Genomic DNA, 23,223 nt, shown 5'->3' on the forward strand with positions numbered 1-23,223 from the left:
TTTGGCGCACTAATCGATTAGGATTGACGACGCAACCGCGTTGACATGCGCCCGCACTTTGCCGAAAAGGGGCGTCTAATATGCTGATTTCACGCATGAGGGGCTTCACGATGGAAATCGCCAGGAGGCAGCGTTTTCACCTTGTGGTGACCGCCCTCTCGGCCGTTCTCGCGCTGCCGGTCCTGGCCGCCTTGTCAGCCACCCCGGCCCATGCCGACTTCCGTGTTTGCAACGCCACGCAGAATCTCGTTGGCGTCGCGGTCGGCTACCGCGCCAAGGCGGGCTGGGTCACCGAAGGCTGGTGGCATGTCGAGGGCTCGACCTGCAAGACACTGATCGAAGGCCAGCTGTCATCACGCTATTACTATCTTTATGCAGAAGATGCCGAGCGCGGTGGGCGCTGGGATGGTCCGGTCAACATGTGCGTAGCGGAAAAAGAGTTCAAGGTTTCCGGTGTCAGCGATTGTTTCGCCCGAGGGTTCCAGCGCGCCGGCTTTCAGGAATACGACACGGGCGAGCAGGCAAGCTGGATGGTCCAATTGACTGACGAGCCCGCAACGGACGGCACTGCCGCCGTCACGGGAAGCAACGGTCAATGAGACGCAGCCGCAAGGTAAAAATACTCGCCACGCTCGGTCCAGCCTCCTCGGATGAGGCCATGATCCGCAAGCTTTTCGAAGCCGGCGCCGACGTTTTCCGCATCAACATGAGCCACACCGACCACCCCACCATGGAAACCCTGGTGGGGCGCATCCGCGCGGTGGAGGAAGCGGTGGGACGCCCGATCGGCATCCTCGCCGACCTGCAGGGGCCGAAGCTGCGCGTAGGCAAATTCGCCAACGGCAAGGAAGAACTGACCGTCGGCCAGACCTTTACGCTCGACGACCGCACGGAACTCGGCGACGCCACCCGGGTCAACCTGCCGCATCCTGAAATCCTCCAGTCGGTGCAGCCCGGCCACCGCCTGCTCATCGACGACGGCCGCCTGCAGCTGCAGGCGCAAGCCGCCGACGGCAAGTCGATCGTCTGCACGGTCGTTTCCGGCACCAAGATTTCCGACCGCAAGGGCGTCAGCCTGCCGGACACCGACCTGCCGGTTGGCGCACTGACCGAAAAGGATCGCCGCGATCTCGATGCCGTGCTTGCCACCGGCGTCGATTGGGTGGCGCTGTCCTTCATCCAGCGGCCGGAAGATCTGGCCGAGGTGCGCAAGATCGCCCGCGGCCGCGCATCGCTGCTGTCGAAGATCGAGAAGCCGCAGGCAGTTGCCCGGCTTGCCGAGATCATCGAACTCTCGGATGCGCTGATGGTGGCGCGCGGCGACCTCGGCGTCGAGATGCCGCTGGAAGCCGTGCCCGGTATCCAGAAGCAGATCACCCGCGCCGCCCGCCGCGCCGGCAAGCCGGTGGTGGTGGCCACGCAGATGCTGGAATCGATGATCACGGCACCAGTGCCGACCCGCGCCGAAGTGTCCGACGTCGCCACGGCTGTCTTCGAGGGCGCCGACGCCATCATGCTTTCGGCCGAATCCGCCGCCGGCGAATACCCGGTCGAAGCGGTGGCGACCATGGATCGCATCGCCCGGCGCGTCGAGCAGGACCCGACCTATCCCGGCATCATCAACGCCCAGCGTTCCGAGCCCGAAGCGACCGGCGCCGACGCGATTTCGCTCGCCGCAAGGCAGATCGCCGAGACGCTGAAGCTGACGGCCATCGTCACCTACACGGCATCCGGCACCACCGGCCTGCGCGCCGCCCGCGAGCGCCCGCAGGTGCCGATCATCGCGCTCTCGCCGGTGCTTCAGACGGCCCGCCGGCTGTCGCTTTTGTGGGGAACCCATTGCGTGGTGACGCCGGACGCCGCCGATCTCGACGACATGGTCGACCGCGCCTGCCAGATCACCTTTGCCGAAGGCTTCGGCAAGGTCGGCGACCGCATCATCATCACCGCGGGCGTGCCGCTGCGGACGCCGGGCTCCACCAACATGCTGCGCATCGCCTATATCGGTTCTGACGGGCTGGGCGGGATCTAGCTGTCGGATTTCACCGCCAGCGCCCCCTCCGCCTCGCTTCGCTCGGCACCTCCCCCGCTTCGCAGGGGAGGATCCACGTCGCCGCTGATCCTCCCCCCGTTTACGGGGGAGGGGGACCGCCGAAGGCGGTGGAGGGGGCGGTGGTCCGAACGCCCTCGAGCAACCCACTGTAAATTTCCTGGCTACTGCGGCGCCAGTTCGGCCACCGGCGCTTTCTCGTCGATGCAGCCGGCGCCATATGCGTCGCCGGCGATCCGCGCCTCGACGGCGCGCGCCACGCCGGCAAGATCGCGCTCCTTGCCGGCCACCTTCTCGATCGCCGCCACCACCAGGTCTGGCCCGACCCAGTCGGGCTTGTGGCCGAGATTCCTGACCCAGACCGGTTCGGCACCGGGAATGTCGCGCGCCAGCCCCGTGGAGTGGATCTCCTCGTAGACCACGGCGTCGCGGTCGCCCGAAATCACCACCGTCGGGACCTTGATGTCGCGGTAGCGTTTGGCGGCCTCCAGAACATGGCCGTAGAGGCCGGCGACATCGAGCGCATTGGAACGGAAAGCGCGAGGCCGCAGCACCAGCGGTATCGAAGCCGCGTCGGAATAGCCGTCCGGCACCGCGTTCGGGGCGAACACGCAGGTCGTGGCGGCGGCCAGGCGCGACGTGCCCGCGGGATAGGCGACCGTCTGCGCAAACAGCCAGCCGATCACCGGGGTCGCCGCAACGCTGTAGTACCAGGCGGTCGCCCCGCCGGGCCACGGGTGGCTAACCGCCGACAGGAACACCAGGCCGCGGGTCCTCGCCGCCTGCTCCAGCCCGAAGGTCGCCGTCACCGCCCCGCCGAAGGAGTGGCCGACGATGATGGCATCCCGGATGCCGACATGATCCATCAACGCCGCGATGGTCTCCGCCTGCTCGTGCGGGTTACTGTTGCGGCTGCCGCGCCCGGACCAGCCGTGGCCGGGACGGTCGAAGAACAGCATTTCGGCGCGCCCTTCGAGCAGCGGCCTCAGCGGCGCCATCTGGTCCTTGAGGTTGGCGCTGGCGCCGTGGATGAACACGACGGGCGGCAGGTCGGGGTTGGGCCCGGCCGGCACGTGCACATAATGCATGCGGGCGCCGTTCACCGTCGCAAAACTCCCGACCGGCGGGTTGCGCCGCTCGATCAGCCAGGAGCCGACGCGGGTGACGCCGGCCAGCATCAGGAAAAAGGCGAGCAGAAAGGCGAATGCGGCGGCTGTCAAATTCATCGTCGGGGCAAAAAAATGTCTGCGGGATGGGTAGCTTAAGCAACGAGGGCGCGGCAGGCCGGGTTTCCGGTCAGATGCCCTCGCCCGCCAATTCTTCGGAAAGCTCGGACACCTCGTTCTGCGCGCTGCGCATCATCGGATAGATTTCAAGCACGCGTTGATAGGCATCGAGCGCCAGCTGCTTGCGGCCGGTGGTCTTCATGATTTCGGCCATGCCGGACAAGGCGCCGAAATGGCGCGGTTCCAATTCCAGCGTCCGCTCGATGTCGGCCATCGACTTGCCGAAGTTCTGCATCATGAAATGCACGGTGGCGCGGCGGTTCCAGCCTTCCGCGTAGGTTGGCTGCAGCACGATCACCTGGTCGAGAAAGTCCAGCGCCACATCGAATTTCTTGGCTTCCATCGCCTGGCTTGCCCATTGCATCATCAGGTCGACCGAGGCGCTGCCCGATTTGAACCATTCCTGCCAGATCCTGCCGGCGATGCGCTCGGCCGCCTTTTCGTTGCGCTCGCGCTTGAGCTCGCTGAAAAGCTCGTCGAGGCGGCTGCCGACCTTTTCTTCGGCCAGCGGCTTGGCCTCCTGCTGGGCGGGTGGTTCCTGCTGAATGGGAAGTTCTTCGGCGAAAGCCGGAAACGCGGCGCCGAATGTCAGGGCAGTAGCCAATGCAAAAACGCTCCGCATATGCGGGAATCTATCCCCGCATCGCGGAACGTCAAACTGAATTTCGCGTGAGAGAAGGGCGGAGTGCGTTCAGAGATTGAGCCGGGCATTCCGCTCTATCTCTTGTTTAGCCGCATTTGTGCGACGCCAGGCGATTCCGCCTGGCTGCAAAATGCTCTAACGCCCGATCAGCCCTGGCGGGCCTTGTAGCGCGGCGCAGTCTTGTTGATGATGTAGATGCGGCCCTTGCGGCGAACCAGCTGGTTGTCGCGGTGGCGGCCCTTGAGAGCCTTGAGCGAATTCTTGATCTTCATTGTCTTGCCCGTCGAATGGGCCCTCGTCCGGGCCGAACTGAAAGGCGCGCCCGAAGACGCGCCGAATTTGTGAGAGGCTCATAAACGAGGTCACTTGCCCGTGTCAACCGCCGGAAGCCCTCACTGGAGCGGAATGCGGGCGATTCTGCCCGGCTTGCATATACCTTAGGTCCCCGTCGCCTTCGTTGCCCTGGGAGCGGTCCGTTTCTTCAGGCGCGTGAAATGGCCCATTTTGCGGCCTACCCGCGCCTCGACCTTGCCATAGAGGTGCAGCACGAGATTGGGTTCGGCGAGCAGCGCTTCCGCACGGCCGATATCGTTGCCGATCAGATTTTCCATCACGCAGTCGGAATGGCGCACGGTCGCGCCGAGCGGCAGCCCGGCGATTGCGCGGATATGCTGCTCGAACTGCGAAATGCCGCATGCAGCCTCGGTCCAGTGGCCGGAATTGTGGACACGCGGCGCGATCTCGTTGACCAGCAGGCTGCCGTCCTTCAAGGCGAAAAACTCGACCCCGATCACCCCGACATAGTCGAGCGCCTTGAGGATCGTAAAGGCCGCATCGCGCGCCGCCCGCGCCGTCGCAGCCGGCAGGCTCGCCGGAACGGTCGATGTATGGAGGATGCCGGCGCGATGGATATTCTCGGCCGGGTCGTAGGCGGCCATGGAGCCGTCGCGGCCCCGCGCCGCGATCACCGAGATTTCGCGCCTGAAGGAAACGAAGGCCTCCAGCACGAGCGGCACGGCCCCCATGGCGGCAAAGGTGCCGGAAACGTCGTCGCCGCCGACATCGCGAAAGGCGCGCTGGCCCTTGCCGTCGTAGCCCATGCGGCGCGTCTTCAGGATTCCGGCGCCCGAAAATGCCTTCAGGGCATCGATCAGCTGCCGGTCGTTATCCACAGGACGATAGTCCGCTGTGGATATGCCGATGCCGTTGAGGAACGATTTCTCGACCACGCGGTCCTGGCTGACCTCCAGCGCCTTGGCCGGCGGAAACACCGGCGCGTCGGCGGAAAGCACTGCCGTCGAAGCCACCGGCACGTTCTCGAACTCGTAGGTGATGACGTCGCTTTCGCGCGCCAGCTCGGCCAGCCCGTAAGCGTCATCGTAGGCGGCGATGATCTGCCGGTTGGCGACCTGCGCGGCTGGGCAATCGCTCTGCGGCTCAAGCACCACCGTGCGGTAACCGAGCCGGGCGGCGGCCATCGCCAGCATGCGGCCGAGCTGGCCGCCGCCGATGATGCCGATCGTTGAGCCGGCGGGCAGCGCGGCGCTCATGCCGGGTCCGAGGGTGTTTCGGCGACTTTCGCCGTCTGTTCGGCGCGCCAGGCCTCGAGCCTGCCGGCCAGCGCGTCGTCGCCAAGCGCAAGGACCGCGGCGGCGAGTAGTGCGGCGTTGATGGCGCCGGGCTTGCCGATCGCCAGCGTGCCGACTGGGATGCCGCCCGGCATCTGCACGATCGACAGCAGCGAATCCTGGCCAGACAACGCCTTTGATTCCACGGGCACGCCAAACACCGGCAGCGCCGTCATCGCCGCTGTCATGCCGGGCAGGTGCGCAGCGCCCCCGGCGCCGGCGATGATGACCTTGAAGCCCTCCGCCTTGGCGCCATGCGCGAATTCGTAGAGCCGCTGCGGCGTGCGGTGGGCCGAGACGATGCGGCTGTCATAGGGAACGCCAAGCGCTGCAAGCGTGTCGGCGGCGTGTTTCATCGTCGCCCAGTCGGACTGGCTGCCCATGATGATGGCGACATCGGCGCGTTGTTTTGCCACGGCATTTCCCCGACACGAAGGAAGTGGGCGCATTAGCTGAGTTTGGCTGTCATCGCAAGGATCGCCGGCCAATCTGCCGAAGCGCGGCGCGAGCCCGCCTCGAAACTCGCTCACGCGAGACGGCTGGTGGTGATTTCGGAAACCGAAGCGGAGCGTACTTATAGTACGTGAGAACCGGAAGCGCAGAAAACGCCGGCAGGTGGCCGCGCGAGTAGTGTTTCCAAGCGCGCCTCAGGCGATGATGTCGGGAATGATCTTGTCCTCGAGATTCTTCAGCTTGTCCTTGAGGACAAGTTTCTTCTTTTTCATGCGCTGAATTTGCAGGGGATCGCAGCCGGTGGCGATCATTGCTTCAATCGCAGCGTCGAAGTCCGCGTGCTCTTGTTTCAACCGTGCAAACTCGAGACGAACCTCGGCCTTTTCCTGATCCGACATACTTACCGTCTGTGAGTCTCCGGCGCCCAAATCGCGCCATTCCGGGCGGGTCCGGAAATCTTGATTCCGGCGCCGCGCTATTACCACATTTCAGGCTGACAGGAAATGCTACTACGTTGAAATCGACTCGCAGGCGATGAGGTGGCAAAGTATCGCCATCCGTCACGCTGGCTTCAGCGGTGGAACTCCGTGACGGTTGCCTCGAGGAACCATGAAAGGGAGAACCAATCATGTCGCTTGCCAACCATCTTGAAGAACTTCAGCGCAAACACGGTGATATTGAACGCGAGATCGACGAAGCCCTGCTGCATCCGTCGGTCGACGATCTCGAAATCGTGAAGCTGAAGCGTCGCAAGCTGGCACTCAAGGACGAGATTGAAAAGTTGAGGTCCCAACCCACCACGCACTGAATGGGGCTGACATAGCCGGAACACCGGCGCGGAAATTGTTGGCGGCGGCGCCGTGTGTGCCGCCGGGGGTGTGGATGGTTTTTTGAAAAGTGGTGATCCACCTGCAGCTGCCCGCGGCAGACGACAGCGTGTTGCAACCTTCAGGTTGGCTTCGCGCACTTCACATTTTGATACGCAGGTCGCTGTCCGCAAAACCGCTGCACACTTTTGAGCGACCTGGCTCCAAATGCTTCAATTTTCCCAGAACTGATCCAGCCAGATGTTGAGATGCATGAAGCCGGCCGTGCTGACGGCGTAGAAACGCTTCGTGCCTTCCGAGCGCGCGCTGACCAGCCCGGCGTCGAGCAGCACCTTGAGATGCTGGGAAACCGCCGGGCGCGACACCGGCAGCCCCGCCGCCAGCTGGTTCACGGTTTTCGGCCCGCGCCGCAATTCCTCCAGCAAATAGCGGCGATTGGCATCAGCAATGGCGATGAAGGCATCGGCAGGGCTCATCCAACCTTTGTGAGGCAAAGCCTCGCGAATCTCAACTGCCTTGTTCGGCTTCGCCGCGCGGGTCGAGCCTGAGCGATTCGGGCGTTACCGCGCGATCGGCAGGCAGCGACTTGAACGCCTCGCGATCCTCGACCGGCACCGGGGCGCGCTTGCTGACCCGCACCACCGTGTAGACGGCGAGCGAGGCATGCGCGAGCGCGGTGGCCAGGAACAGGCTTTCCGGCGTCAGGCTTCCCATCAGCACAGCACCCAGCACCGGGCCGATCATGGTGCCGAAACCGTAGAGCAGCAAAAGCCCGCCCGAAACCTTGACGAAATCTTCGGGCGCGGCGTGGTCGTTGGCATGCGCCACCGCCAGCGAATAGAGCGTGTAGGCGAGCGCGCCATAGGCTGCCGTCATGGCGATGACGAACGCCGCCGTGCGCGGCGCGGCGACGAAGATCGACAGCGCGAACAGCGCCGAGCCGAGGGCAGCGCCAGCCAGCACGTAACGGCGGTCGGTCTTGTCGGAAAGCCGGCCGACCGGCATCTGCATGGCGGCCCCCGCAACCACCACCAGGCTCATCATCAGCGCGATCTCCGCCGTCGAGATGCCGATACGGGCGCCGTAGACCGCGCCCAGCGTTCCCCAGGCGCCGTTGGCGACGCCGACCAGCAGGCAGCCGACGAAGGAAACCGGCGAATTGGCGTAAAGGCCCTTGAGGTCGAGCGACACATCCTGAAGCGGCTTCGGCGTCGCCGCCGAAGACACGGCGGTCGGGATCAGCGAGCAGCAGAAGAAGATGCCCGCCACCATGAACAGCGATGCCTGTTTCACGTCGCCGGCGGCGACGATCATCTGCCCGGCCATGATCGAGGCGTAGGTCACCATCATGTAGAGGCCAAACACCGTGCCCCGGTTCTCGTTGGTCGCCCGCTCGTTCAGCCAGCTCTCGATGACCATGAAGGCGCCGGCCATGGTGAAGCCGGTGCCGGCCCGCAGCAATATCCACACCGGCGCGTTGATGATCAGTCCGGTCAAAAGCGCGATGATGGCGCCGGAAGCCGCGAAGGCGCCGAATGCCCTGACATGGCCGACCTTGCGCACCAGCCGCGGCGCAAAGAAGCAGCCGGCGACGAAGCCGCCCGCCCAGGCGGTGCCGAGCAGGCCGAGCGATGCCGTGGAAAATCCTTCCTCCTGCCCGCGCAAGGGCAACAGCAGGCCATGCAGGCCCGACGCCGCCAGGAGGAAAGCGGTGCCGCGCAGCAGCGAGAGTATCGGTCTGTAGGTTGCGAACATGCTTCTATCCGGCAGGGGGAGCTCTGAAAGATCGCGACGCCTTGTCTTTTCGGCGGCGCGGCGGATCAGTTTCGGCGAAACAGCGCTTCGGCCGCGGCTTTCGTGCTGCCCTTCGATTTCAGCTCCGCTTGCAGCCGTTCGATCTCGGCGGTCAGCTGCACGATGCGTTCCTCCAGTTCGCCGACCGACAGCAGCGAAAGGTCCTGCCCGATTTCATGCACGCGCTTGGGTTTTGTCGGTTCGTCGTCGAAGATGGCCATCGGAACGCTCCCGTTTGCATGATTTGTGCGAAAGAATACATACGAGGGTATGCTTGACGCAAATGCCGGGGGCCGGCTCGCAATTCGGAGAGGAAGCACGATGGCACACGACACCAACATCCCGGCGAAAATGACCGCTATCGCGATCTCGCAGCCCGGCGGGCCGCTGGTGCTGAAGCCCGAAAAGCGCGACGTACCGACGCCGGGCCCCGGCCAGATCTTGATTCGGGTGCGGGCCGCCGGCGTCAACCGGCCGGATATACTGCAGCGCCGGGGCACCTATCCGCCGCCGGCTGGCGCGTCGGACCTGCCAGGCCTCGAAGTCGCGGGCGAGGTCGCGGCCACTGGCGAAGGAGCGACGCGCTGGCGCGTCGGCGACCGCGTCTGCGCGCTGACGCCGGGCGGCGGCTATGCCGAGTTCTGCCTCGTCCATGAAAGCAACGCGCTGCCGGTGCCCTCCGGCTTCACCTTCACCGAGGCGGCCGCGTTGCCGGAAACCTTCTTCACCGTCTGGCACAATGTGTATGAACGCGGCGCCCTGAAGAAGGGCGAGACCCTGCTCGTCCATGGCGGCTCGTCCGGCATCGGCACCACGGCGATCCAGCTCGGCTCGGCGTTCGGCGCCTTTGTCATCGCCACCGCCGGTTCCGAAGACAAATGCGCCGCCTGCCTGAAGCTCGGCGCCGACCGCGCCGTCAACTACCATCGCCAGGACTTCGTCGAGGTCGTCGCGGAGGCGACGCAAGGGCGCGGCGCGGACGTCATCCTCGACATGGTGGCGGGCGACTATGTCGGGCGCAACTACCAGGCCGCCGCCGTCGACGGCCGCATCGTGCAGATCGCCACCCAGTCCGGCCCCGTCGCCGCCGCCGATTTTTCCAAGCTGATGGTCAAGCGCCTGACCCACACGGGCTCGACGCTGCGGCCGCGCACGACCGAGTTCAAGGCAGGCATCGCCGCGGCTCTCGAGGCGCAGGTCTGGCCGCTGCTCGCCACCCGTCGCGTCGCGCCGGTGATGGACATGATCTACCCGCTGCGCGAGGCCTGGCGGGCGCACGAACGCATGGAGGAAGGCCACCACATCGGCAAGATCGTGCTCGACGTGACGTAGTTCCAGGCCCCATTGTGCAATGCACAAAACGCATCCCGGCCATGCAAAAGAATCCATTCAAGTTCCCCGGCGTCATGACCATATCACCGCCATCGAACACGAATGGAGGGACAGATGAACCTGGTCCGCACTTTGAAGAACTGGCGCCGTTACAACGAGACGGTGCGTGAACTGAGCCGCCTGAACAACCGTGAACTGAGCGATGTCGGCATTTCCCGCTCGGACATCGAACGGGTCGCCCGCTCGGCGATCTGATGCCCCTGCCTAAAGGCCGGCGCGTTGAGAAACGCGGCCGGTCTGCTGGCCGGGCCGGCTGAAAACATTGCCAAGCAGAGCCGCGTAAGTACGGAATCTCGCGATTCCGCCGCAGGCTCCAGACCCGCCGGACCGAATGGTCTGGCGGGTTTTTGTTTGCCCGGACGGATGGCTGCTGATCGCTGGGCACTTGGCGCCAATAATTTACTTACGAGGTGCTGAACCAGCGCCCCGCTTCCCGACTTTCTTCCACCCAATAGCCAGACCGGAAACGGGGCGTGGCAACGGAGAAGCTTGTGCTGATGAAGAAACCCCCTCTCCGTCTCCCCTTCGACAAGCTCAGGGTCGACACCTCTCCCCCGCTTCGCAGGGGCGAGGAACCCAGGCTGGAGAAGCGCTGGCATCGCGGCAGCGGTTCCTCGCCCCTGCGAAGCGGGGGAGAGGTGGTTTGCGCAGCAAACCGGAGAGGGGGTCTTAATGGACAAGCCGGCAGACCAGAGCGGAGCGAAGGCGGTCGGCCACAATGCCGCCGTCCCTCCTCCCCCTCGATGGGGGAGGTGTCGAGGCGAAGCCGAGACGGAGGGGGTGATATAGGAGGAAGTGGATATCCGCGCATCAGCCATCACCCCACCCGGCCCTGCGGGCCACCCTCCCCATCGAGGGGAGGGAGGCAGGTGGAGACCACAACGTCCCCCCTCTCCCCGTCCTTCACGGGGAGAGGGTAAGGGTGAGGGGCAGCGTCGAAATAACCGGCGCTGAAGCGATGAGCTCAGTTCACCGCTTCGATGTTGCCGAGCTTGAGGAACAGCGTTTCGCCGGAGGAATCGTCGACGCCGTCATTGTCGGTGACGACGAAGGCGTTGCCGTCCTTGTCGATGGTGAAGCCCTCGACCTTGTCGACGACATAGCCGTTGGTGGCGCTTTTCAGATCGGGGATCAGGTCGCGCACAAGCGTCTTCTCGACCACCGGCAGCTCGCCGCCGAGCTTGGCCGGCTTGAAGCCGTCGAGCGGCACCGAATAGAGGCGCTTCACCTTGGCGAGGTCGCCGACGAGATTGTCGCGCTCTATGACGTAGAGCTTGCCGTTGTGGGCGGTGATTTCCGAAAGCCCCATCCAGCCGCCTTCCGACGGCGCTTCGAGCGGGTAACGCACCGCCGACCACTCCTTGGCCTTCGGCTTGTAGGCGACGAGCTTGACCTGGCCCTTGGCGTCGTCGGCCCATTCGCGTTGCACGGCCATGACCAGCATCTGGTCGTCGCCTTCGCCAACGGTCGTGATGCCTTCCAGTCCGAAACGGGTCTGATGGGCGAGCAGGTCCATCGGGAAGCCGATCTCTTGGCTGATCTCGCCCTTGTCGTTCACGTGCAGGATGGCATGCGGAACGAGCTTTGCCGGGTCGCCCTCATTGGCAAGCCAGAAACCGCCCTCGCCGTCTGCAACCAACCCTTCGATGTCGAGCTTCTGCGCCGGGTTGCCGTCGCGTGTCACGACGGTCTTGCCGGTGATCACAGCCGGCGTCTGCGTCGCGTCGACGGCAAAGATCGCCGGCGCATTGGCATAGACAGAATCGGAAGCCGCGAAGAGTTTTCCGGCCGCGTCGCCGGCGGCCAGCGCCGAAAGCGCGCCCCAGCCGAGCGGCGTGCCCTCATCCGTCAGCTTGGCGGTGATCATCGGATAGGTGGCCGGCCCCTCGGCGCGCTCGAAGACCATGACATGCGAGCGGGCGAGGCCGTCCTCGACCAGATCGGTCTCGTTGGCGGTGACCAGAAGGTTGCGCGACGGGATGGCGACCAGCCCTTCCGGCCCGATGCCGGACGGCAGCAGCTGCAGGAACTGCGGTTCGCCGCCGGTGTCCTTGTAGACGCCGACCACCGAGCCGCGCTCCGAAGCGACGAAGAGCAACTTGTCTTCGCCTAAGGTGCCGGTCTCGATGCCTTCCGGCTCGATGCCCTTCTTGTTGCGCGCCTCCGGATAGTGGCCGGCGTTGGCGACCTGATATTCGAAGGACGGGCCGGATTCGTAGGCCACTTCGCCGGTCTTCCTGAAGATGGTGAAGCCGCGAGAGCCGCCCTTGTAGTCGCCTTCGTTGGCAACCACGAGGCGGTCGTTGTCGAGCCACTTCACCGCGTCGGGTTCGCGCAGCACGTTCTCCTGCTTGCCGGTGAACCTCAAGGCGCCGTCCTTCTTGGTGTCGACGTTTTCGAGCGTCACCGAGCCGGCGGAGAAATGTGCGGTCACCTTGGCGGTCGCCGCATCGACAATGGCGATGTGGTTGTTTTCCTGCAGCGTCACGGCGATCTCGCCGGCATCGTTGAAGGCAACGAATTCCGGTTCGGCGTCTTCCGGAGCGATTTCGGACAGGCCGGTGAGTTCGACGGTCTTGATGGTGGCGCAATCGGGCACGCCGGCGGCAAGCGACAGGATTTTCAGGTTGCCGGATGGCATTTGCGGGATCTTGCCCTCGTCGACTTCCTCATCGCGCTCGTTCTCGATGGCGACGGCAAGGAACTTGCCGTCCTTCGAAAGCGCCACGGAATCGGGCTGGCCGCCGAGATCGCAGGCAGCCTCGATCGCCTTCGATGCGAGGTCGATGACGGTCAGGTTGCCCGACGGTTCGGCCTTGCTCTTGGACGTATTGACGCCGGCCAGCACCTTGCCGCCGGCGATGGTGACCGAGGTCGGCTCGCCGTCGATCTTGACGATGCCGCCGGCCTTGGGCGCCCGAGCGTCGGTGATGTCGATGAAGCCGACCGCACCCAGCGGGCTGTCGGAATAGACCAGCGTGTTGCCGTCTTCGCTCGCCGTGATGATTTCCGACGAGGTCGGCTTCGACGTGTCGGCATCGGCGGGCAGGTTGTTGGCGACGGGGAAGCTGGCGACACGGTTGAACATCATGTCGGCATGGGCCGGCAGCGCGACGGACGCGGTCAACACCGCGGTCAGCGCGAAAAGGCGCGAATTCAGCATGGCAGAACCTCTCCTCAGATTTGGGGCGGTCCTGCTTTGCGGCGTTCAGATTTCAGGCCGATGACGGATACGCGACAGTTTGGTGACAGGCAAAACTTTCGTCGAAACCAAAGATTCTTGCCCCGACGGGCGAACAACGCTATATACGCCCCAATTCCCAATTTCGGTGGTTCTATCCACCGCCCGCGCAAGGGACGCGGGCGAACGAGAGGATTTTATCTGATGGCCAATACGCTGCTGATGCCCAAGGCGACCGCCGTCTGGCTGGTCGACAACACCGCGCTGACTTTCGAGCAGATCGCGCAGTTCTGCACACTGCATCCGCTCGAGGTGAAGGCGATCGCCGACGGCGAGTCCGCGCAGGGCATCAAGGGCATGGATCCGGTCATCACCGGCCAGTTGACCCGCGAGGAAATCGCCCGGGCCGAGAAGGACCCGAACCATCGCCTGAAGCTTTCGGACCCCAAGGTGCGGGTGCCGGAATCCAAGCGCAAGGGTCCGCGCTACACGCCGCTGTCGAAGCGCCAGGACCGCCCCAACGCCATTTTGTGGCTGGTGCGCAACCACCCCGAACTGAAGGACGCGCAGATTTCCCGCCTCGTCGGCACCACCAAGTCGACGATCGAGCAGATCCGCGAACGCAAGCACTGGAATTCGGCCAACCTGGCGCCGATGGACCCGGTGACGCTCGGCCTCTGCTCGCAGATCGACCTCGATCTCGAAGTGCAGCGCGCCTCGCGCGGCCGCGAGCCGGTTGCCCCGGTCGGCGATACCTTGCTGCCGGCCTCGCTGACCGAGCGGCTGACGCCCGAGGCCGAGAAGCCGCGCGACGAGGACAAGGAACTCGACGCCAACGCGGTGTTCGCCAAGCTCTCCTCGCTCAAGGCGAAGGATCCGGAACCGGACGACGAATAAACCTGCTGATTTCTCGACGATTCTACGAAAGGCCCTGCTCTGGCGGGGCCTTTTTGCGTTGCGCCTCGCCAGGCCGGGGCGCAGACTGCCCGTCCCTACAGTGGCGTCGCCATCCTGGGCGACGGACAATGGAGAAAGGAGTTCTGCCATGCCGAGCAAACCCACCATCCTCCTGGTCCACGGTTTCTGGGGCGGCGCCGCACATTGGGGCAAGGTGATCGTCGCGCTGTCGCGAAAAGGCTATCAATCCATTTGTGCCGTCGAAAATCCGCTCACCTCGCTTGCCGATGACGCCGGGCGCACCCGCAAGATGGTCGCGCAGCAGCAAGGGCCGGTACTGCTGGTCGGGCATTCCTATGGCGGGGCGGTGATCACCGAGGCCGGCGACATGCCGAATGTCGTCGGGCTGGTCTATATCGCCGCCTTCGCGCCGGACGCAGGCGAAAGCCCCGGCGGCATCACCGCAAAAAACCCGCCGGTGGCGGTGCCGAACCTGGCGCCCGACAGCGACGGATACCTCTGGATCAAACCGGACAAGTTCCACGAGAGCTTCTGCCAGGACCTGACCGCCGACGAGGCGCTGGTCATGGCCGTTACCCAGAAGGCGCCGGTCGCCAGCACCTTCGAGAATACGATCACCGCGCCGGCCTGGAAGAAGAAGCCTTCATGGTATCAGATCTCCAGCGAGGACAGGATGATCGCCCCGGCAAACCAGGAATGGATGTCCGGCCGCCTCGGCGCCAGGAGGGTCATCACGCTGAAGGCCAGCCATGCTTCGCTTGCGTCGATGCCGGACGAAGTGACCGCCTTGATCGACGAAGCGGCGTCCGCCGCCTGACCGGGGTCCTGCCGGCGCTCATACCGGCAGGAGTTCGCGAAGCACCATCTGCTTGTAGGTTTCAACGAGGCGATCGCCCTCCTCGCGGCCGACCGAGATGGCAAGCCGCATCGCCGCTTCGCCGAGCGACATGACCAGAAAGGCGGTGCGGTCGATCTCGCCTGGGTCGGCCTGCGGCCGCACCCGTTTCAGTGCGCGCCCCAGGATTTCGCCGTTGATGCGCCCGTAGACCAGGTCGATATCGCGCAACTGCTTGTCGGCCTGGGTGCCCGACCAGATGTCGCGCATCACCGGTTCGGCCAGGAACAGCTGATAGTAGGTGTCGATCAGCCCGCCGAAGGCGACACGCAAGCCTTGCGCATCCCGGACATTCGCAAGTTCGCCCTCGATGCACTCGCGGCCCAGCGTGTTGTAGCGGTCGGCAAGCGTGCGGATGATCGAGCCCTTGTCGGGAAAATACTGGTAGAGCGAGCCGATCGATACGCTCGCTCGCTCGGCGACTTCGCCCATGCGCATGGCGTCGCTGCCTTGCTCTGCGATCACCTCCGACGCGGCGGCAAGCATGCGCTCGACGCGCTCGCGGCTGCGTTTCTGGCTGGGCGCCCGGCGCAATGCAGCCAGGTCGCTCTCCGCCGTGACCATATCCGTCTCTTCCGCCGCCATGTGCCGAACCTGCGATTCCTGCTTGACAGTGATAATATGAGGATTTATCACATTTGCAAATGTGAGGATTACTCATATTTTGTGAAACGGAGCAGAACCATGAGCACGCCCATTGAACATTCCAGGCCGATCCTGATCGTCGGCGGCACCGGCAAGACCGGGCGGCGCTTGGCCGAAAGGCTCGCGGCGAAAGAAATCCTCGTGCGCATCGGCTCGCGCTCCGCCGTCCCATCATTCGACTGGGAAGACCGGTCAACTTGGTCGGATGCGCTCGATGGCGTCGGCGCCGCCTACATCACCTATTATCCGGACCTCGCGGTGCCGGGCGCCGCGGAATCCGTGGAAGCTTTGGTGAAGCTCGCGCTTTCAAAGGGCGTGCGCCGGCTGGTGCTTTTGTCGGGTCGCGGCGAACCGGAAGCCCAGCGCTGCGAACGCATGCTGATGGAATCCGGAGCCTACTGGACGATCCTGCGCTGCAGCTGGTTTTCGCAGAATTTCAGCGAAAACTATCTCGCCGATTCGATAATCGCCGGAGAAGTCATCCTGCCGGCGGGCGATGTCGGAGAGCCCTTCGTCGACGCAGACGACATTGCCGACGCAGCCGTTGCCGCGCTGACCGAGGAGGGCCATGTCGGCCAGCTCTATGAACTGACCGGACCGCGGCTGTTGACGTTCGAGCAAGCGGTCGGCGAGATTGCCGCCGCGACCGGTCGCGACATCGCCTACCGCGGGTCTCGTATGAAGACTTTGAAGCGGGCCTGGCAGGGGCGAACGTGCCGGGAGAATTCGTCTGGCTGCTGAGGGAACTCTTTACCGTGGTCCTCGACGGCCGCAACGAACACCTGACAGACGGCGTCCAGCGCGCGCTCGGCCGCGCGCCGAAGGATTTTGCCGACTACACACGCGAAACCGCCGCAACCGGCATCTGGAGCAACTGACATGAGCGAACGTCTTTTCACTGCCCTGACCGTCGTTTCGGCGCTGGGCACGGGTCTTGTCGGCGGCGTGTTCTTCGCCTTTTCCAATTTCGTCATGGCCGGGCTGGCACGCGTGCCCGCACCAAGCGGCATCGCCGCGATGAATTCGATCAACGTCACCGTCATCAACCCGCTGTTCATGACCGCGCTGTTCGGAACGGGCTTGCTGTGCCTGGCGGTCGGCGTCTACGCACTGTTCAACTGGAGCATGGACGGTGCGCTGCTGCTTCTCGGCGGCGCCATCCTCTATTTTGTCGGCAACGTGGTCGTGACGATGCTCTTCAACGTGCCGCTGAACAATGCGCTGGCCGCCGTCGACCCGGCCAGCACCGAGGGCGCGGCCGTCTGGTCGCGTTATCTCTCGGAATGGGTGACGTGGAACACTGTGCGCACGGTTACCGCGCTCGCCGCTTCGGCGGCCTTCATCGCCGCGCTGCTCTGAATGCAAGAAAGTGGTCAGGAAGCCGACGACGTCGGGAACGCCCGCGCCGTCGTCGATCCCATGGTCTCGTTCATTTCGGCGCGCCGGTAGAAATCGGCAAGCTGCTTGCCACGTTCCGGCTTGAAATTGCGGCCCGCGGAGGTGACGGAGGCGATGCGGTCGATGCGGAAGGCGCGGAAATCGTCGCGCAATTCGCACCAGGCGATCAGCGTCCACACCCTGCCCCAGAACCACAGGCCAAGCGGGCGGGCGTCGCGCATCGAACTGCGCCCGGCCTCGTCGCGATAGTCGAGTGTGAGTACGCCGCGCTTCTCGATGGCGCGCTCGATGAGATCGATCGCCTCGCGGTCGGCGTTGCTGACCACATACATGGGCGCGTGGATCTCGGTGCGGGCGATGCGGTCCTTCTCCGAATCCGGCAGCACCGCGCCGATCTTGACAAGCGCCTCGTCGGCGGCACGCGCCATCGCGGCGCCCCCGAAGGCGCGCACCATGCGCGCGCCGGCGACCAGCGCCACGATCTCGTCACGCGTGAACATGAGCGGCGGAAGGTCGAAGCCTTCCCTCATCATGTAGCCGACGCCAGCCTCTCCATCGATCGGCACGCCTGTCGACTGCAGATCGGCGATGTCTCGATAGATGGTGCGCTCGGAAACCTCGAGCCACGCGCCAAGCTTGTGCGCCGTGACGAGACGTCCGCCACGCAGATGCTGGACGATCTGGAACAATCTGTCGGCGCGCCTCATCGATCGACTTCTCTTCTTTCGCAATGGCAGCCGGCGCCACCACTGCAATTATCATACAACAGGCCTCCTGACACCATTCTGTCAGGAGTGTGTCATGAGCGGTCAGCAGCGTGGCGGCGATCGTCGGCGAGAGCCGCGAACGGCGCCGTGTTTCAAACTTCAACATGATAGCCTGATTTTTCTTCGCCGTTATGATGGCAGCTGGGTAAGGGCGCTGTTGAGCGGCGGCAAACCGGGGGGCGCGGCCAGCTACGCTGCCTGCCGCACCACCCTTTCGAATGTCGTCCTCAAGTCGTCGGCCGTGTGGCAGCCGACCTTGTGGAGATGCAGCAGGAGACCGGCTGTATCTTCGCTCGCGCGACTTTGGACCTTTATGCCGGCGGCAAGGCAAATATCGTGCAGAACCAGATTGAGGACTGCCAATTGCTCGGGGTCGGAAATATCTTCAAATGACATTGTCTTATTCCTTTGTGCGTCCTGCAGGAGATCCTCGGCATCCTGCGATGTTAGGCGGACAGGGAGATACGGACCGCTTTTAGTTGATGATGTCCGGATCGAGAGAAGGCTCGAACGGAACGGCGTTGGCTGGTTGAATTGACCAGCTGTCGTCCGGGACGCGCCTTTCATGCACTGCTAATGTAACCGCATGACGTTGCGGAAGCACCTGAATGTTGCTGCCGCGAGGTGATAGCTGAAATGCAGTGAAACACGCGTGAATCCTTGCCAGCCTGATTTCCCGCCCTTCAGCTGTACTCGTGCCGCCTGGCGCCCTAGAACGGAATGAGTTCAAGTTGAACCGGCATTCCGCTCTAGCTGTTTGTTTTAGCCGCATTTGTGCGACGCCAGGTGATTCCACCTGGCTGCAAAATGCTCTAGCTGTTTGTTTTAGCCGCATTTGTGCGACGCCAAGTGATTCCACCTGGCTGCAAAATGCTCTGGCGGCCATGCTCGCCACGATTGTTTCAGCCGGCGCGGCGGGCGCGGCGCTCCGGATAGTTGTCCGGCCATCCGATGTCCTTGCGGATGCTCTCCGGAAGCGTGTTGAGCATCCGTTCGGTGCGGATTTCGTCGCGCATCGCGCGGAACGATGCTGCATACCGACCGACTGCCCTGAAGATCGAGGGGGTGAAAGTTTCCATGACAGTGGCTCCTTGTTTGACGGGAACACTATCGCACACCCCTCCTGACAGCAGTCTGTCAGGAGCTATCAGGATTAACGTTCCAGGTTTGTTCTATGCTCTGCGGCGCAGCGGTTTGGCAAAAATCTTCCCAGATTTTCCGTCCTCGCGAAACTTGAATCCCGTTTGAATCGCGCCGGGTTAGACGCCGATCCCCCGCTGGCCCAGCGCCGCGGTGATTTCATCGAGGATGGCCGGATCGTCGATGGTGGCCGGCATGGTCCAAGCCTGCCTGTCGGCGATCTTCTGCATGGTGGCGCGCAGGATCTTGCCGGAGCGCGTCTTCGGCAGCCGCTTGATGGTGACGACGGTCTTCAAAGCGGCCACCGCGCCGATGCGGTCGCGCACCAGCTGCACGATCTCCCGTTCGATCGCGCCGTTCTCCCGGTCGACGCCGGAATTGAGCACGACGAACGCGCACGGGATCTGGCCCTTCATGGCATCGGCGATGCCGACGACCGCGCATTCAGCGACATTCGGATGCTCGGCCACCACCTCTTCCATGCCGCCGGTCGACAGGCGATGGCCGGCGACGTTGATGATGTCGTCGGTGCGCGCCATGATGAAGAGGTAGCCGTCCTCGTCGATATAGCCGGCGTCGGCGGTCTTGTAGTAGCCGGGAAACTCGGCGAGGTAGGCCTGCCGGAACCGCTCGTCGGCGTTCCACAAGGTCGGCAGGCAGCCGGGCGGCAGCGGCAGCTTCACCACCACATTGCCAAGCGTGCCGCTGGCCACGGGATGGCCGGCATCGTCGAGCACCTGGATGTCGTAGCCCGGCATCGGCACGCAGGGCGAACCGTATTTGACCGGCAGCTGGCCGAGCCCGATCGGGTTCTGCGACATCGGCGAGCCGGTTTCGGTCTGCCACCAGTGATCGATGACGGGGACGTCGAGCTGCTTCTCCGCCCATTTGATGGTTTCGGGATCGGCGCGCTCGCCGGCAAGGAAGAGCGTGCGGAACCTCGACATGTCGTATTTCGCCACGAAGGCGCCTTGCGGATCCTGCCCCTTGATGGCGCGGAAGGCTGTCGGCGCGGTGAACAGGGCAACCACGCCATGCTCGGAGATGACCCGCCAGAAGGTGCCGGCGTCTGGCGTGCCGACCGGCTTGCCCTCGAACAGCACCGTCGTGCAGCCATGCAGCAGCGGCGCGTAGACGATGTAGGAATGGCCAACCACCCAGCCGACATCGGAGGCCGCCCAGAACACCTCGCCCGGCCTGACGCCGAACTCGTTTTCCATCGACCATTTCAGCGCGACCATGTGGCCGCCATTGTCGCGCACGACGCCTTTCGGCTGGCCGGTGGTGCCGGATGTGTAGAGCACGTAAAGGGGATCGGTGGCGAGAACCGGCACGCAGTCGACATTGGCGCCGGCCGCCCGCTCGCGCGCCACCTGGTCGGCATAATCAAGGTCGCGGCCTTCGGTCAGTTCGCAGGATTGCTGCGGCCGCTGCAGGATGAGGCAGCGCTCCGGCTTGTGGCGGGCGATCGCGATGGCGCCGTCAAGCAGCGGCTTGTAGGCGACGACACGGCCGGGCTCCAGCCCGCAGGAAGCGGAAATGATCAGCCTGGGTTGCGCATCGTCGATGCGGGTGGCGAGTTCCCGCGCGGCAAAACCGCCGAACACCACCGAATGGATGGCGCCGATGCGCGCGCAGGCAAGCATGGCGAAGGCGGCTTCGGCCACCATTGGCATGTAGATGATGACGCGGTCGCCCTTGCGCACGCCCTGGTTCTTCAGCACCGAGGCCAGCGCCACCACCTCGCGCTTCAGCTCGGCATAGGTGTATTTCGCGATGGTGCCGGTAATCGCGCTGTCGTGGATCAGGGCCACCTGGTCGGCGCGGCCGCCCGCGACATGACGGTCGACGGCGTTGAAGCAGGTGTTGCATTCAGCGCCGACGAACCAGCGGCCGTAGACGCCCCGGTCGGGATCGAACACCTTGTCCCACGGCTTGACCCAGTCGATGGCGCCGGCGGCCTCGGCCCAGAAACCCTCCGGGTCGCGTTTCCAGCCGTCATAGACCTCGTGATAGCGCGAGTTCATGGTTTCCTCCCTGAGCTCCCTACGGCCTGATTGCCATTCCCCGCCACGCCTGTCTATTAGAGCCTATTCCATTCCGATTGAATCGGAATGGGGCTCTGTCTTTTGGTGGAGCATGATCTCGTCCGAAAACCGGTTTCCACTTTTCGGGATCATGCTCTGGCACCAAGGACAAGTGCGGCGAGGGAGCGGACGATGGGCAAGATACTGGCGCTGCTGCTGCTTGCCGCGATGGTCGTGCACCTGATCAAGCCGCTGAACCTGCCGGGACTGCGCAAGCGCGGCGATTTCTGGAAGATCGCCGTGGTGGCGATCGCGGTGATGATGGTGGCGACGCTGATCAGGATGTAAGAGCCCGTTTGCAAACTCTACTGCAGTGGCCAACTGACGGCGTTTTCTGCGCTTTCGGTGCTACGCTCCGCTCCGGTTCTCGAAACCACCGCCATTTGACTCACCGCAGCGAGTTATCAAACAGGCTCTGAGGCGGCAGGCTGCCGGCTGGTCCAAATCTAGTCCGCCAGCACAAACTCCAGAAGATGCTCGGCCCAGGCGCGGTAGCCGACCTCCGAGGCATGAAAGCCGTCGGTCGAGAATCCGGCCTCAGGGTCGGTGATCGGCAGACGCGGCGCCGGCACCGCGCCGCGCTCGAGGCAAAGCCTTTCGCCCATGCGATTCACTGCGCCGGCGCGTATCTCCAATATGCTGCCGAGCAGGGGAGGCATCGCCGGCGCGCGGGTGAATTCCAGCACCGGCGACCAGACGACGCGCGCTTCCGGCCATTTCGCTCTCAGCGCGTAGAGCAGGCCCCCGAAATCCTTCTTGAAGCGCGGCACGGAATGGAAATTCTTGGTGTCGTTGGTGCCGATGGCAAGCACGATGTGCGTCCAGCGGTCGGCCGACAGGTTCGGCAGAACATGGTCGCGGATCTGGCCGGATGTAGCCGAATTGAAGCCCGCTGCCCGCCAGGCGACGGAACGGCCGGTGCGCTGCGAAATCAATGCAGCAAGCTGTGCGGCAAGCCCATCCTCGGAGCGGCCGACGCCGACCGACGCGGCGGAGGAATCGCCAAGGACCAGCAGCGCGATCGCCGGCTCCTTTCCCTCGATGCGGTGCAGCACCGGCCCACGTGCTGGCAGCATGCGCTCGGTGCGGCGGCGCACACCGAGCCCCTGCCAGACATAGACGGGGAAAGCCAACCAGGTAAGGAGCGGCAAAAGGCGCGACATTGGCGCTATCCCTCCCCTTGAGCCGACACGGGGTTACCCGTCAGTTGGCTCGGGATGCTTCGAAGATGCTGTCGATCGCCGAACCCAGCGCGGCGTCGAACTGTCCATCGCTCTGGCCCGCCGACAGACCTTCGGTCAATGCGCGGGAAAAACTGGCAATCACGCCGGCATTCTGCTTCAGCTTTTCATTCGCCTCGTCGCGGGAGTAGCCGCCGGATAGCGCCACCACGCGCATCACGCGCGGATCCTCGACCAGCGGCTTGTAGAGGTTCGACTTCGTCGGCAGGGTCAGCTTCAGCATGACCTGTTTGCCGGCCGGCACATCGTTGAGATGCTTACGGATTTCGGCCAGCAGAATGTTCTCCGCTTCCGCCTTGTCCGGGATCGAAATCGTGACCTCTGGCTCGATGATCGGGACGAGGCCGTGCGCCAGGATCTGCTTGCCGACTTCGAACTGCTGGGCAACGACGGCGGCGATGCCTTTCGGGTTCGCCGCGTCTATCACCGAACGCATCTTGGTGCCGAAAACCCCCTTCGCGACGGCGCGCTTCAGGAGCGCGTCGAGGGCCGGCATCGGCTTCATCAGCTTGACGCCGTCCTTCGCCTCCGCCAGGCCCTGGTCGACCTTCAGGAAGGGTACCACGTGGCGCTTTTCCCAGAGATATTGCGCTGTCGGCGTACCGTCGATGTCGCGGTCCATGGTTTGTTCGAACAGGATCGCACCCATGACCTTGTCGCCGGTGAAGGCAGGCGATTTGATGATCCGCGCGCGCATCTTGTGAACGAGGTCGAACATTTCCGCATCATTCGACCATGCGCCTTCGTCGATGCCGTACAGTTTGAGCGCTTTCGGCGTAGAGCCGCCGGACTGATCGAGCGCTGCAATGAAGCCGTCCTTGTTTGCGGCTTGCGCGGCCATTTCCTGGTTCATGTATTGCCTCCTGATTGTCTTGCCC

26 protein-coding genes and 1 pseudogene are annotated in these 23,223 nt (G+C 64.1%); 10 read left to right on the forward strand and 17 right to left on the reverse strand.

What is annotated here, in order from left to right; all coding sequences use genetic code 11:
• Positions 1–110 precede the first annotated feature (110 nt).
• On the forward strand, positions 111–599 hold the full coding sequence (locus F3H98_RS07545; RefSeq protein WP_149759683.1) for a DUF1036 domain-containing protein: 489 nt from the start codon (positions 111–113) through the stop codon (positions 597–599).
• Entirely contained in the window at positions 596–2,032 is a 1,437-nt protein-coding gene (gene pyk, locus F3H98_RS07550) for a pyruvate kinase (RefSeq protein WP_149759517.1), read from the forward strand. The genes F3H98_RS07545 and pyk overlap by 4 nt, the downstream gene beginning before the upstream one ends.
• A 182-nt stretch (positions 2,033–2,214) precedes the next feature.
• On the opposite strand, the gene F3H98_RS07555 is transcribed toward pyk, so the two are convergent.
• The 6 genes from F3H98_RS07555 to F3H98_RS07580 all read right to left on the reverse strand — a co-directional run bounded on the left by F3H98_RS07555 (position 2,215) and on the right by F3H98_RS07580 (position 6,458).
• Entirely contained in the window at positions 2,215–3,276 is a 1,062-nt protein-coding gene (locus tag F3H98_RS07555; RefSeq protein WP_149759518.1) for an alpha/beta fold hydrolase, read from the reverse strand.
• Positions 3,277–3,346: 70 nt separating this feature from the next.
• Positions 3,347–3,958 (reverse strand): tetratricopeptide repeat protein, encoded by a 612-nt coding sequence (locus tag F3H98_RS07560; RefSeq protein ID WP_149759519.1) that lies wholly within the window; start codon positions 3,956–3,958, stop codon positions 3,347–3,349.
• A gap of 167 nt (positions 3,959–4,125) precedes the next feature.
• Positions 4,126–4,251, reverse strand: coding sequence for a type B 50S ribosomal protein L36 (gene ykgO, locus F3H98_RS07565; RefSeq protein ID WP_008834857.1), 126 nt, complete (start codon positions 4,249–4,251; stop codon positions 4,126–4,128).
• A 165-nt stretch (positions 4,252–4,416) separates the two neighbouring features.
• The gene (locus F3H98_RS07570; protein ID WP_149759520.1) at positions 4,417–5,529 is read right to left on the reverse strand and encodes a 5-(carboxyamino)imidazole ribonucleotide synthase; all 1,113 of its coding nucleotides are present in this window, start codon (positions 5,527–5,529) and stop codon (positions 4,417–4,419) included.
• Complete coding sequence (purE, locus tag F3H98_RS07575) at positions 5,526–5,990, reverse strand: 5-(carboxyamino)imidazole ribonucleotide mutase (RefSeq protein WP_425294821.1); 465 nt, start codon at positions 5,988–5,990, stop codon at positions 5,526–5,528. The genes F3H98_RS07570 and purE overlap by 4 nt, the downstream gene beginning before the upstream one ends.
• Positions 5,991–6,254: 264 nt before the next feature.
• Positions 6,255–6,458, reverse strand: coding sequence for a YdcH family protein (locus F3H98_RS07580; protein WP_149759684.1), 204 nt, complete (start codon positions 6,456–6,458; stop codon positions 6,255–6,257).
• A 230-nt stretch (positions 6,459–6,688) separates the two neighbouring features.
• On the opposite strand from F3H98_RS07580, the gene F3H98_RS07585 reads away from it, so the two are divergent.
• Positions 6,689–6,868, forward strand: coding sequence for a YdcH family protein (locus F3H98_RS07585; protein ID WP_149759522.1), 180 nt, complete (start codon positions 6,689–6,691; stop codon positions 6,866–6,868).
• A gap of 231 nt (positions 6,869–7,099) precedes the next feature.
• Here F3H98_RS07585 and F3H98_RS07590 read toward each other — a convergent pair whose 3' ends face one another.
• The 3 genes from F3H98_RS07590 to F3H98_RS07600 all read right to left on the reverse strand — a co-directional run bounded on the left by F3H98_RS07590 (position 7,100) and on the right by F3H98_RS07600 (position 8,902).
• Complete coding sequence (locus F3H98_RS07590; RefSeq protein WP_149759523.1) at positions 7,100–7,363, reverse strand: ArsR/SmtB family transcription factor; 264 nt, start codon at positions 7,361–7,363, stop codon at positions 7,100–7,102.
• Between the two features lie 31 nt (positions 7,364–7,394).
• A complete protein-coding gene (locus F3H98_RS07595; RefSeq protein WP_149759524.1) occupies positions 7,395–8,642 on the reverse strand; it encodes an MFS transporter in 1,248 nt (415 codons plus the stop codon).
• Positions 8,643–8,707: 65 nt separating this feature from the next.
• Complete coding sequence (locus tag F3H98_RS07600) at positions 8,708–8,902, reverse strand: DUF1192 domain-containing protein (RefSeq protein WP_149759525.1); 195 nt, start codon at positions 8,900–8,902, stop codon at positions 8,708–8,710.
• A 100-nt stretch (positions 8,903–9,002) separates the two neighbouring features.
• Between F3H98_RS07600 and F3H98_RS07605 the strand changes: the two genes are divergently transcribed.
• Positions 9,003–10,013, forward strand: a complete 1,011-nt coding sequence (locus tag F3H98_RS07605) for an NAD(P)H-quinone oxidoreductase (RefSeq protein ID WP_149759526.1) — start codon at positions 9,003–9,005, stop codon at positions 10,011–10,013.
• Positions 10,014–10,127: 114 nt separating this feature from the next.
• The gene (locus tag F3H98_RS07610) at positions 10,128–10,268 is read left to right on the forward strand and encodes a DUF1127 domain-containing protein (RefSeq protein ID WP_149759527.1); all 141 of its coding nucleotides are present in this window, start codon (positions 10,128–10,130) and stop codon (positions 10,266–10,268) included.
• A gap of 769 nt (positions 10,269–11,037) precedes the next feature.
• On the opposite strand, the gene F3H98_RS07615 is transcribed toward F3H98_RS07610, so the two are convergent.
• Entirely contained in the window at positions 11,038–13,236 is a 2,199-nt protein-coding gene (locus tag F3H98_RS07615; RefSeq protein WP_149759528.1) for an esterase-like activity of phytase family protein, read from the reverse strand.
• Positions 13,237–13,458: 222 nt separating this feature from the next.
• On the opposite strand from F3H98_RS07615, the gene F3H98_RS07620 reads away from it, so the two are divergent.
• Together F3H98_RS07620 and F3H98_RS07625 are read left to right on the forward strand one after the other, a co-directional pair.
• Entirely contained in the window at positions 13,459–14,151 is a 693-nt protein-coding gene (locus F3H98_RS07620) for a DUF1013 domain-containing protein (protein ID WP_149759529.1), read from the forward strand.
• Positions 14,152–14,299: 148 nt separating this feature from the next.
• Complete coding sequence (locus tag F3H98_RS07625; RefSeq protein ID WP_149759530.1) at positions 14,300–14,989, forward strand: alpha/beta hydrolase; 690 nt, start codon at positions 14,300–14,302, stop codon at positions 14,987–14,989.
• Between the two features lie 18 nt (positions 14,990–15,007).
• On the opposite strand, the gene F3H98_RS07630 is transcribed toward F3H98_RS07625, so the two are convergent.
• Complete coding sequence (locus F3H98_RS07630) at positions 15,008–15,631, reverse strand: TetR/AcrR family transcriptional regulator (RefSeq protein ID WP_149759531.1); 624 nt, start codon at positions 15,629–15,631, stop codon at positions 15,008–15,010.
• 120 nt (positions 15,632–15,751) lie between these two features.
• Here F3H98_RS07630 and F3H98_RS07635 point away from each other — a divergent pair.
• Positions 15,752–16,590: pseudogene (locus tag F3H98_RS07635) on the forward strand (NAD(P)H-binding protein).
• Position 16,591: 1 nt separating this feature from the next.
• The gene (locus F3H98_RS07640; RefSeq protein ID WP_149759532.1) at positions 16,592–17,071 is read left to right on the forward strand and encodes an anthrone oxygenase family protein; all 480 of its coding nucleotides are present in this window, start codon (positions 16,592–16,594) and stop codon (positions 17,069–17,071) included.
• A 14-nt stretch (positions 17,072–17,085) separates the two neighbouring features.
• Here the strand turns inward: F3H98_RS07640 and F3H98_RS07645 are convergent, their stop codons facing one another.
• The 4 genes from F3H98_RS07645 to F3H98_RS07655 form a co-directional block, all read right to left on the reverse strand.
• Positions 17,086–17,817 (reverse strand): helix-turn-helix transcriptional regulator, encoded by a 732-nt coding sequence (locus F3H98_RS07645; RefSeq protein WP_149759533.1) that lies wholly within the window; start codon positions 17,815–17,817, stop codon positions 17,086–17,088.
• A gap of 249 nt (positions 17,818–18,066) precedes the next feature.
• Positions 18,067–18,273 carry a hypothetical protein gene (locus tag F3H98_RS07650; protein ID WP_149759534.1) on the reverse strand — a complete coding sequence of 69 codons (207 nt, stop codon included), beginning with the start codon at positions 18,271–18,273 and terminating at the stop codon, positions 18,067–18,069.
• Positions 18,274–18,779: 506 nt separating this feature from the next.
• Positions 18,780–18,956 carry a hypothetical protein gene (locus F3H98_RS31010; protein ID WP_188130360.1) on the reverse strand — a complete coding sequence of 59 codons (177 nt, stop codon included), beginning with the start codon at positions 18,954–18,956 and terminating at the stop codon, positions 18,780–18,782.
• A 180-nt stretch (positions 18,957–19,136) separates the two neighbouring features.
• Positions 19,137–21,044, reverse strand: a complete 1,908-nt coding sequence (locus F3H98_RS07655; RefSeq protein WP_149759535.1) for a propionyl-CoA synthetase — start codon at positions 21,042–21,044, stop codon at positions 19,137–19,139.
• A gap of 192 nt (positions 21,045–21,236) precedes the next feature.
• Here F3H98_RS07655 and F3H98_RS31015 point away from each other — a divergent pair, with 192 nt between their 5' ends.
• On the forward strand, positions 21,237–21,392 hold the full coding sequence (locus tag F3H98_RS31015; RefSeq protein ID WP_188130361.1) for a hypothetical protein: 156 nt from the start codon (positions 21,237–21,239) through the stop codon (positions 21,390–21,392).
• A 158-nt stretch (positions 21,393–21,550) separates the two neighbouring features.
• On the opposite strand, the gene F3H98_RS07660 is transcribed toward F3H98_RS31015, so the two are convergent.
• Positions 21,551–22,267 (reverse strand): SGNH/GDSL hydrolase family protein, encoded by a 717-nt coding sequence (locus F3H98_RS07660; protein WP_149759536.1) that lies wholly within the window; start codon positions 22,265–22,267, stop codon positions 21,551–21,553.
• Positions 22,268–22,307: 40 nt separating this feature from the next.
• Complete coding sequence (locus tag F3H98_RS07665; protein ID WP_149759537.1) at positions 22,308–23,198, reverse strand: fructose bisphosphate aldolase; 891 nt, start codon at positions 23,196–23,198, stop codon at positions 22,308–22,310.
• Positions 23,199–23,223 lie beyond the last annotated feature (25 nt).

Source organism: Neomesorhizobium albiziae (assembly GCF_900114255.1).
Taxonomy (GTDB): domain Bacteria; phylum Pseudomonadota; class Alphaproteobacteria; order Rhizobiales; family Rhizobiaceae; genus Neomesorhizobium; species Neomesorhizobium albiziae.

Coding starts and splice junctions, on each gene's coding strand:
- F3H98_RS07545 (WP_149759683.1), top strand. CDS start 111: ATGGAAATCGCCAGGAGGCAGCGTTTTCACCTTGTGGTGACCGCCCTC.
- pyk (WP_149759517.1), top strand. CDS start 596: ATGAGACGCAGCCGCAAGGTAAAAATACTCGCCACGCTCGGTCCAGCC.
- F3H98_RS07555 (WP_149759518.1), bottom strand. CDS start 3,276: ATGAATTTGACAGCCGCCGCATTCGCCTTTCTGCTCGCCTTTTTCCTG.
- F3H98_RS07560 (WP_149759519.1), bottom strand. CDS start 3,958: ATGCGGAGCGTTTTTGCATTGGCTACTGCCCTGACATTCGGCGCCGCG.
- ykgO (WP_008834857.1), bottom strand. CDS start 4,251: ATGAAGATCAAGAATTCGCTCAAGGCTCTCAAGGGCCGCCACCGCGAC.
- F3H98_RS07570 (WP_149759520.1), bottom strand. CDS start 5,529: ATGAGCGCCGCGCTGCCCGCCGGCTCAACGATCGGCATCATCGGCGGC.
- purE (WP_425294821.1), bottom strand. CDS start 5,990: ATGGGCAGCCAGTCCGACTGGGCGACGATGAAACACGCCGCCGACACG.
- F3H98_RS07580 (WP_149759684.1), bottom strand. CDS start 6,458: ATGTCGGATCAGGAAAAGGCCGAGGTTCGTCTCGAGTTTGCACGGTTG.
- F3H98_RS07585 (WP_149759522.1), top strand. CDS start 6,689: ATGTCGCTTGCCAACCATCTTGAAGAACTTCAGCGCAAACACGGTGAT.
- F3H98_RS07590 (WP_149759523.1), bottom strand. CDS start 7,363: ATGAGCCCTGCCGATGCCTTCATCGCCATTGCTGATGCCAATCGCCGC.
- F3H98_RS07595 (WP_149759524.1), bottom strand. CDS start 8,642: ATGTTCGCAACCTACAGACCGATACTCTCGCTGCTGCGCGGCACCGCT.
- F3H98_RS07600 (WP_149759525.1), bottom strand. CDS start 8,902: ATGGCCATCTTCGACGACGAACCGACAAAACCCAAGCGCGTGCATGAA.
- F3H98_RS07605 (WP_149759526.1), top strand. CDS start 9,003: ATGGCACACGACACCAACATCCCGGCGAAAATGACCGCTATCGCGATC.
- F3H98_RS07610 (WP_149759527.1), top strand. CDS start 10,128: ATGAACCTGGTCCGCACTTTGAAGAACTGGCGCCGTTACAACGAGACG.
- F3H98_RS07615 (WP_149759528.1), bottom strand. CDS start 13,236: ATGCTGAATTCGCGCCTTTTCGCGCTGACCGCGGTGTTGACCGCGTCC.
- F3H98_RS07620 (WP_149759529.1), top strand. CDS start 13,459: ATGGCCAATACGCTGCTGATGCCCAAGGCGACCGCCGTCTGGCTGGTC.
- F3H98_RS07625 (WP_149759530.1), top strand. CDS start 14,300: ATGCCGAGCAAACCCACCATCCTCCTGGTCCACGGTTTCTGGGGCGGC.
- F3H98_RS07630 (WP_149759531.1), bottom strand. CDS start 15,631: ATGGTCACGGCGGAGAGCGACCTGGCTGCATTGCGCCGGGCGCCCAGC.
- F3H98_RS07640 (WP_149759532.1), top strand. CDS start 16,592: ATGAGCGAACGTCTTTTCACTGCCCTGACCGTCGTTTCGGCGCTGGGC.
- F3H98_RS07645 (WP_149759533.1), bottom strand. CDS start 17,817: ATGAGGCGCGCCGACAGATTGTTCCAGATCGTCCAGCATCTGCGTGGC.
- F3H98_RS07650 (WP_149759534.1), bottom strand. CDS start 18,273: ATGTCATTTGAAGATATTTCCGACCCCGAGCAATTGGCAGTCCTCAAT.
- F3H98_RS31010 (WP_188130360.1), bottom strand. CDS start 18,956: ATGGAAACTTTCACCCCCTCGATCTTCAGGGCAGTCGGTCGGTATGCA.
- F3H98_RS07655 (WP_149759535.1), bottom strand. CDS start 21,044: ATGAACTCGCGCTATCACGAGGTCTATGACGGCTGGAAACGCGACCCG.
- F3H98_RS31015 (WP_188130361.1), top strand. CDS start 21,237: ATGGGCAAGATACTGGCGCTGCTGCTGCTTGCCGCGATGGTCGTGCAC.
- F3H98_RS07660 (WP_149759536.1), bottom strand. CDS start 22,267: ATGTCGCGCCTTTTGCCGCTCCTTACCTGGTTGGCTTTCCCCGTCTAT.
- F3H98_RS07665 (WP_149759537.1), bottom strand. CDS start 23,198: ATGAACCAGGAAATGGCCGCGCAAGCCGCAAACAAGGACGGCTTCATT.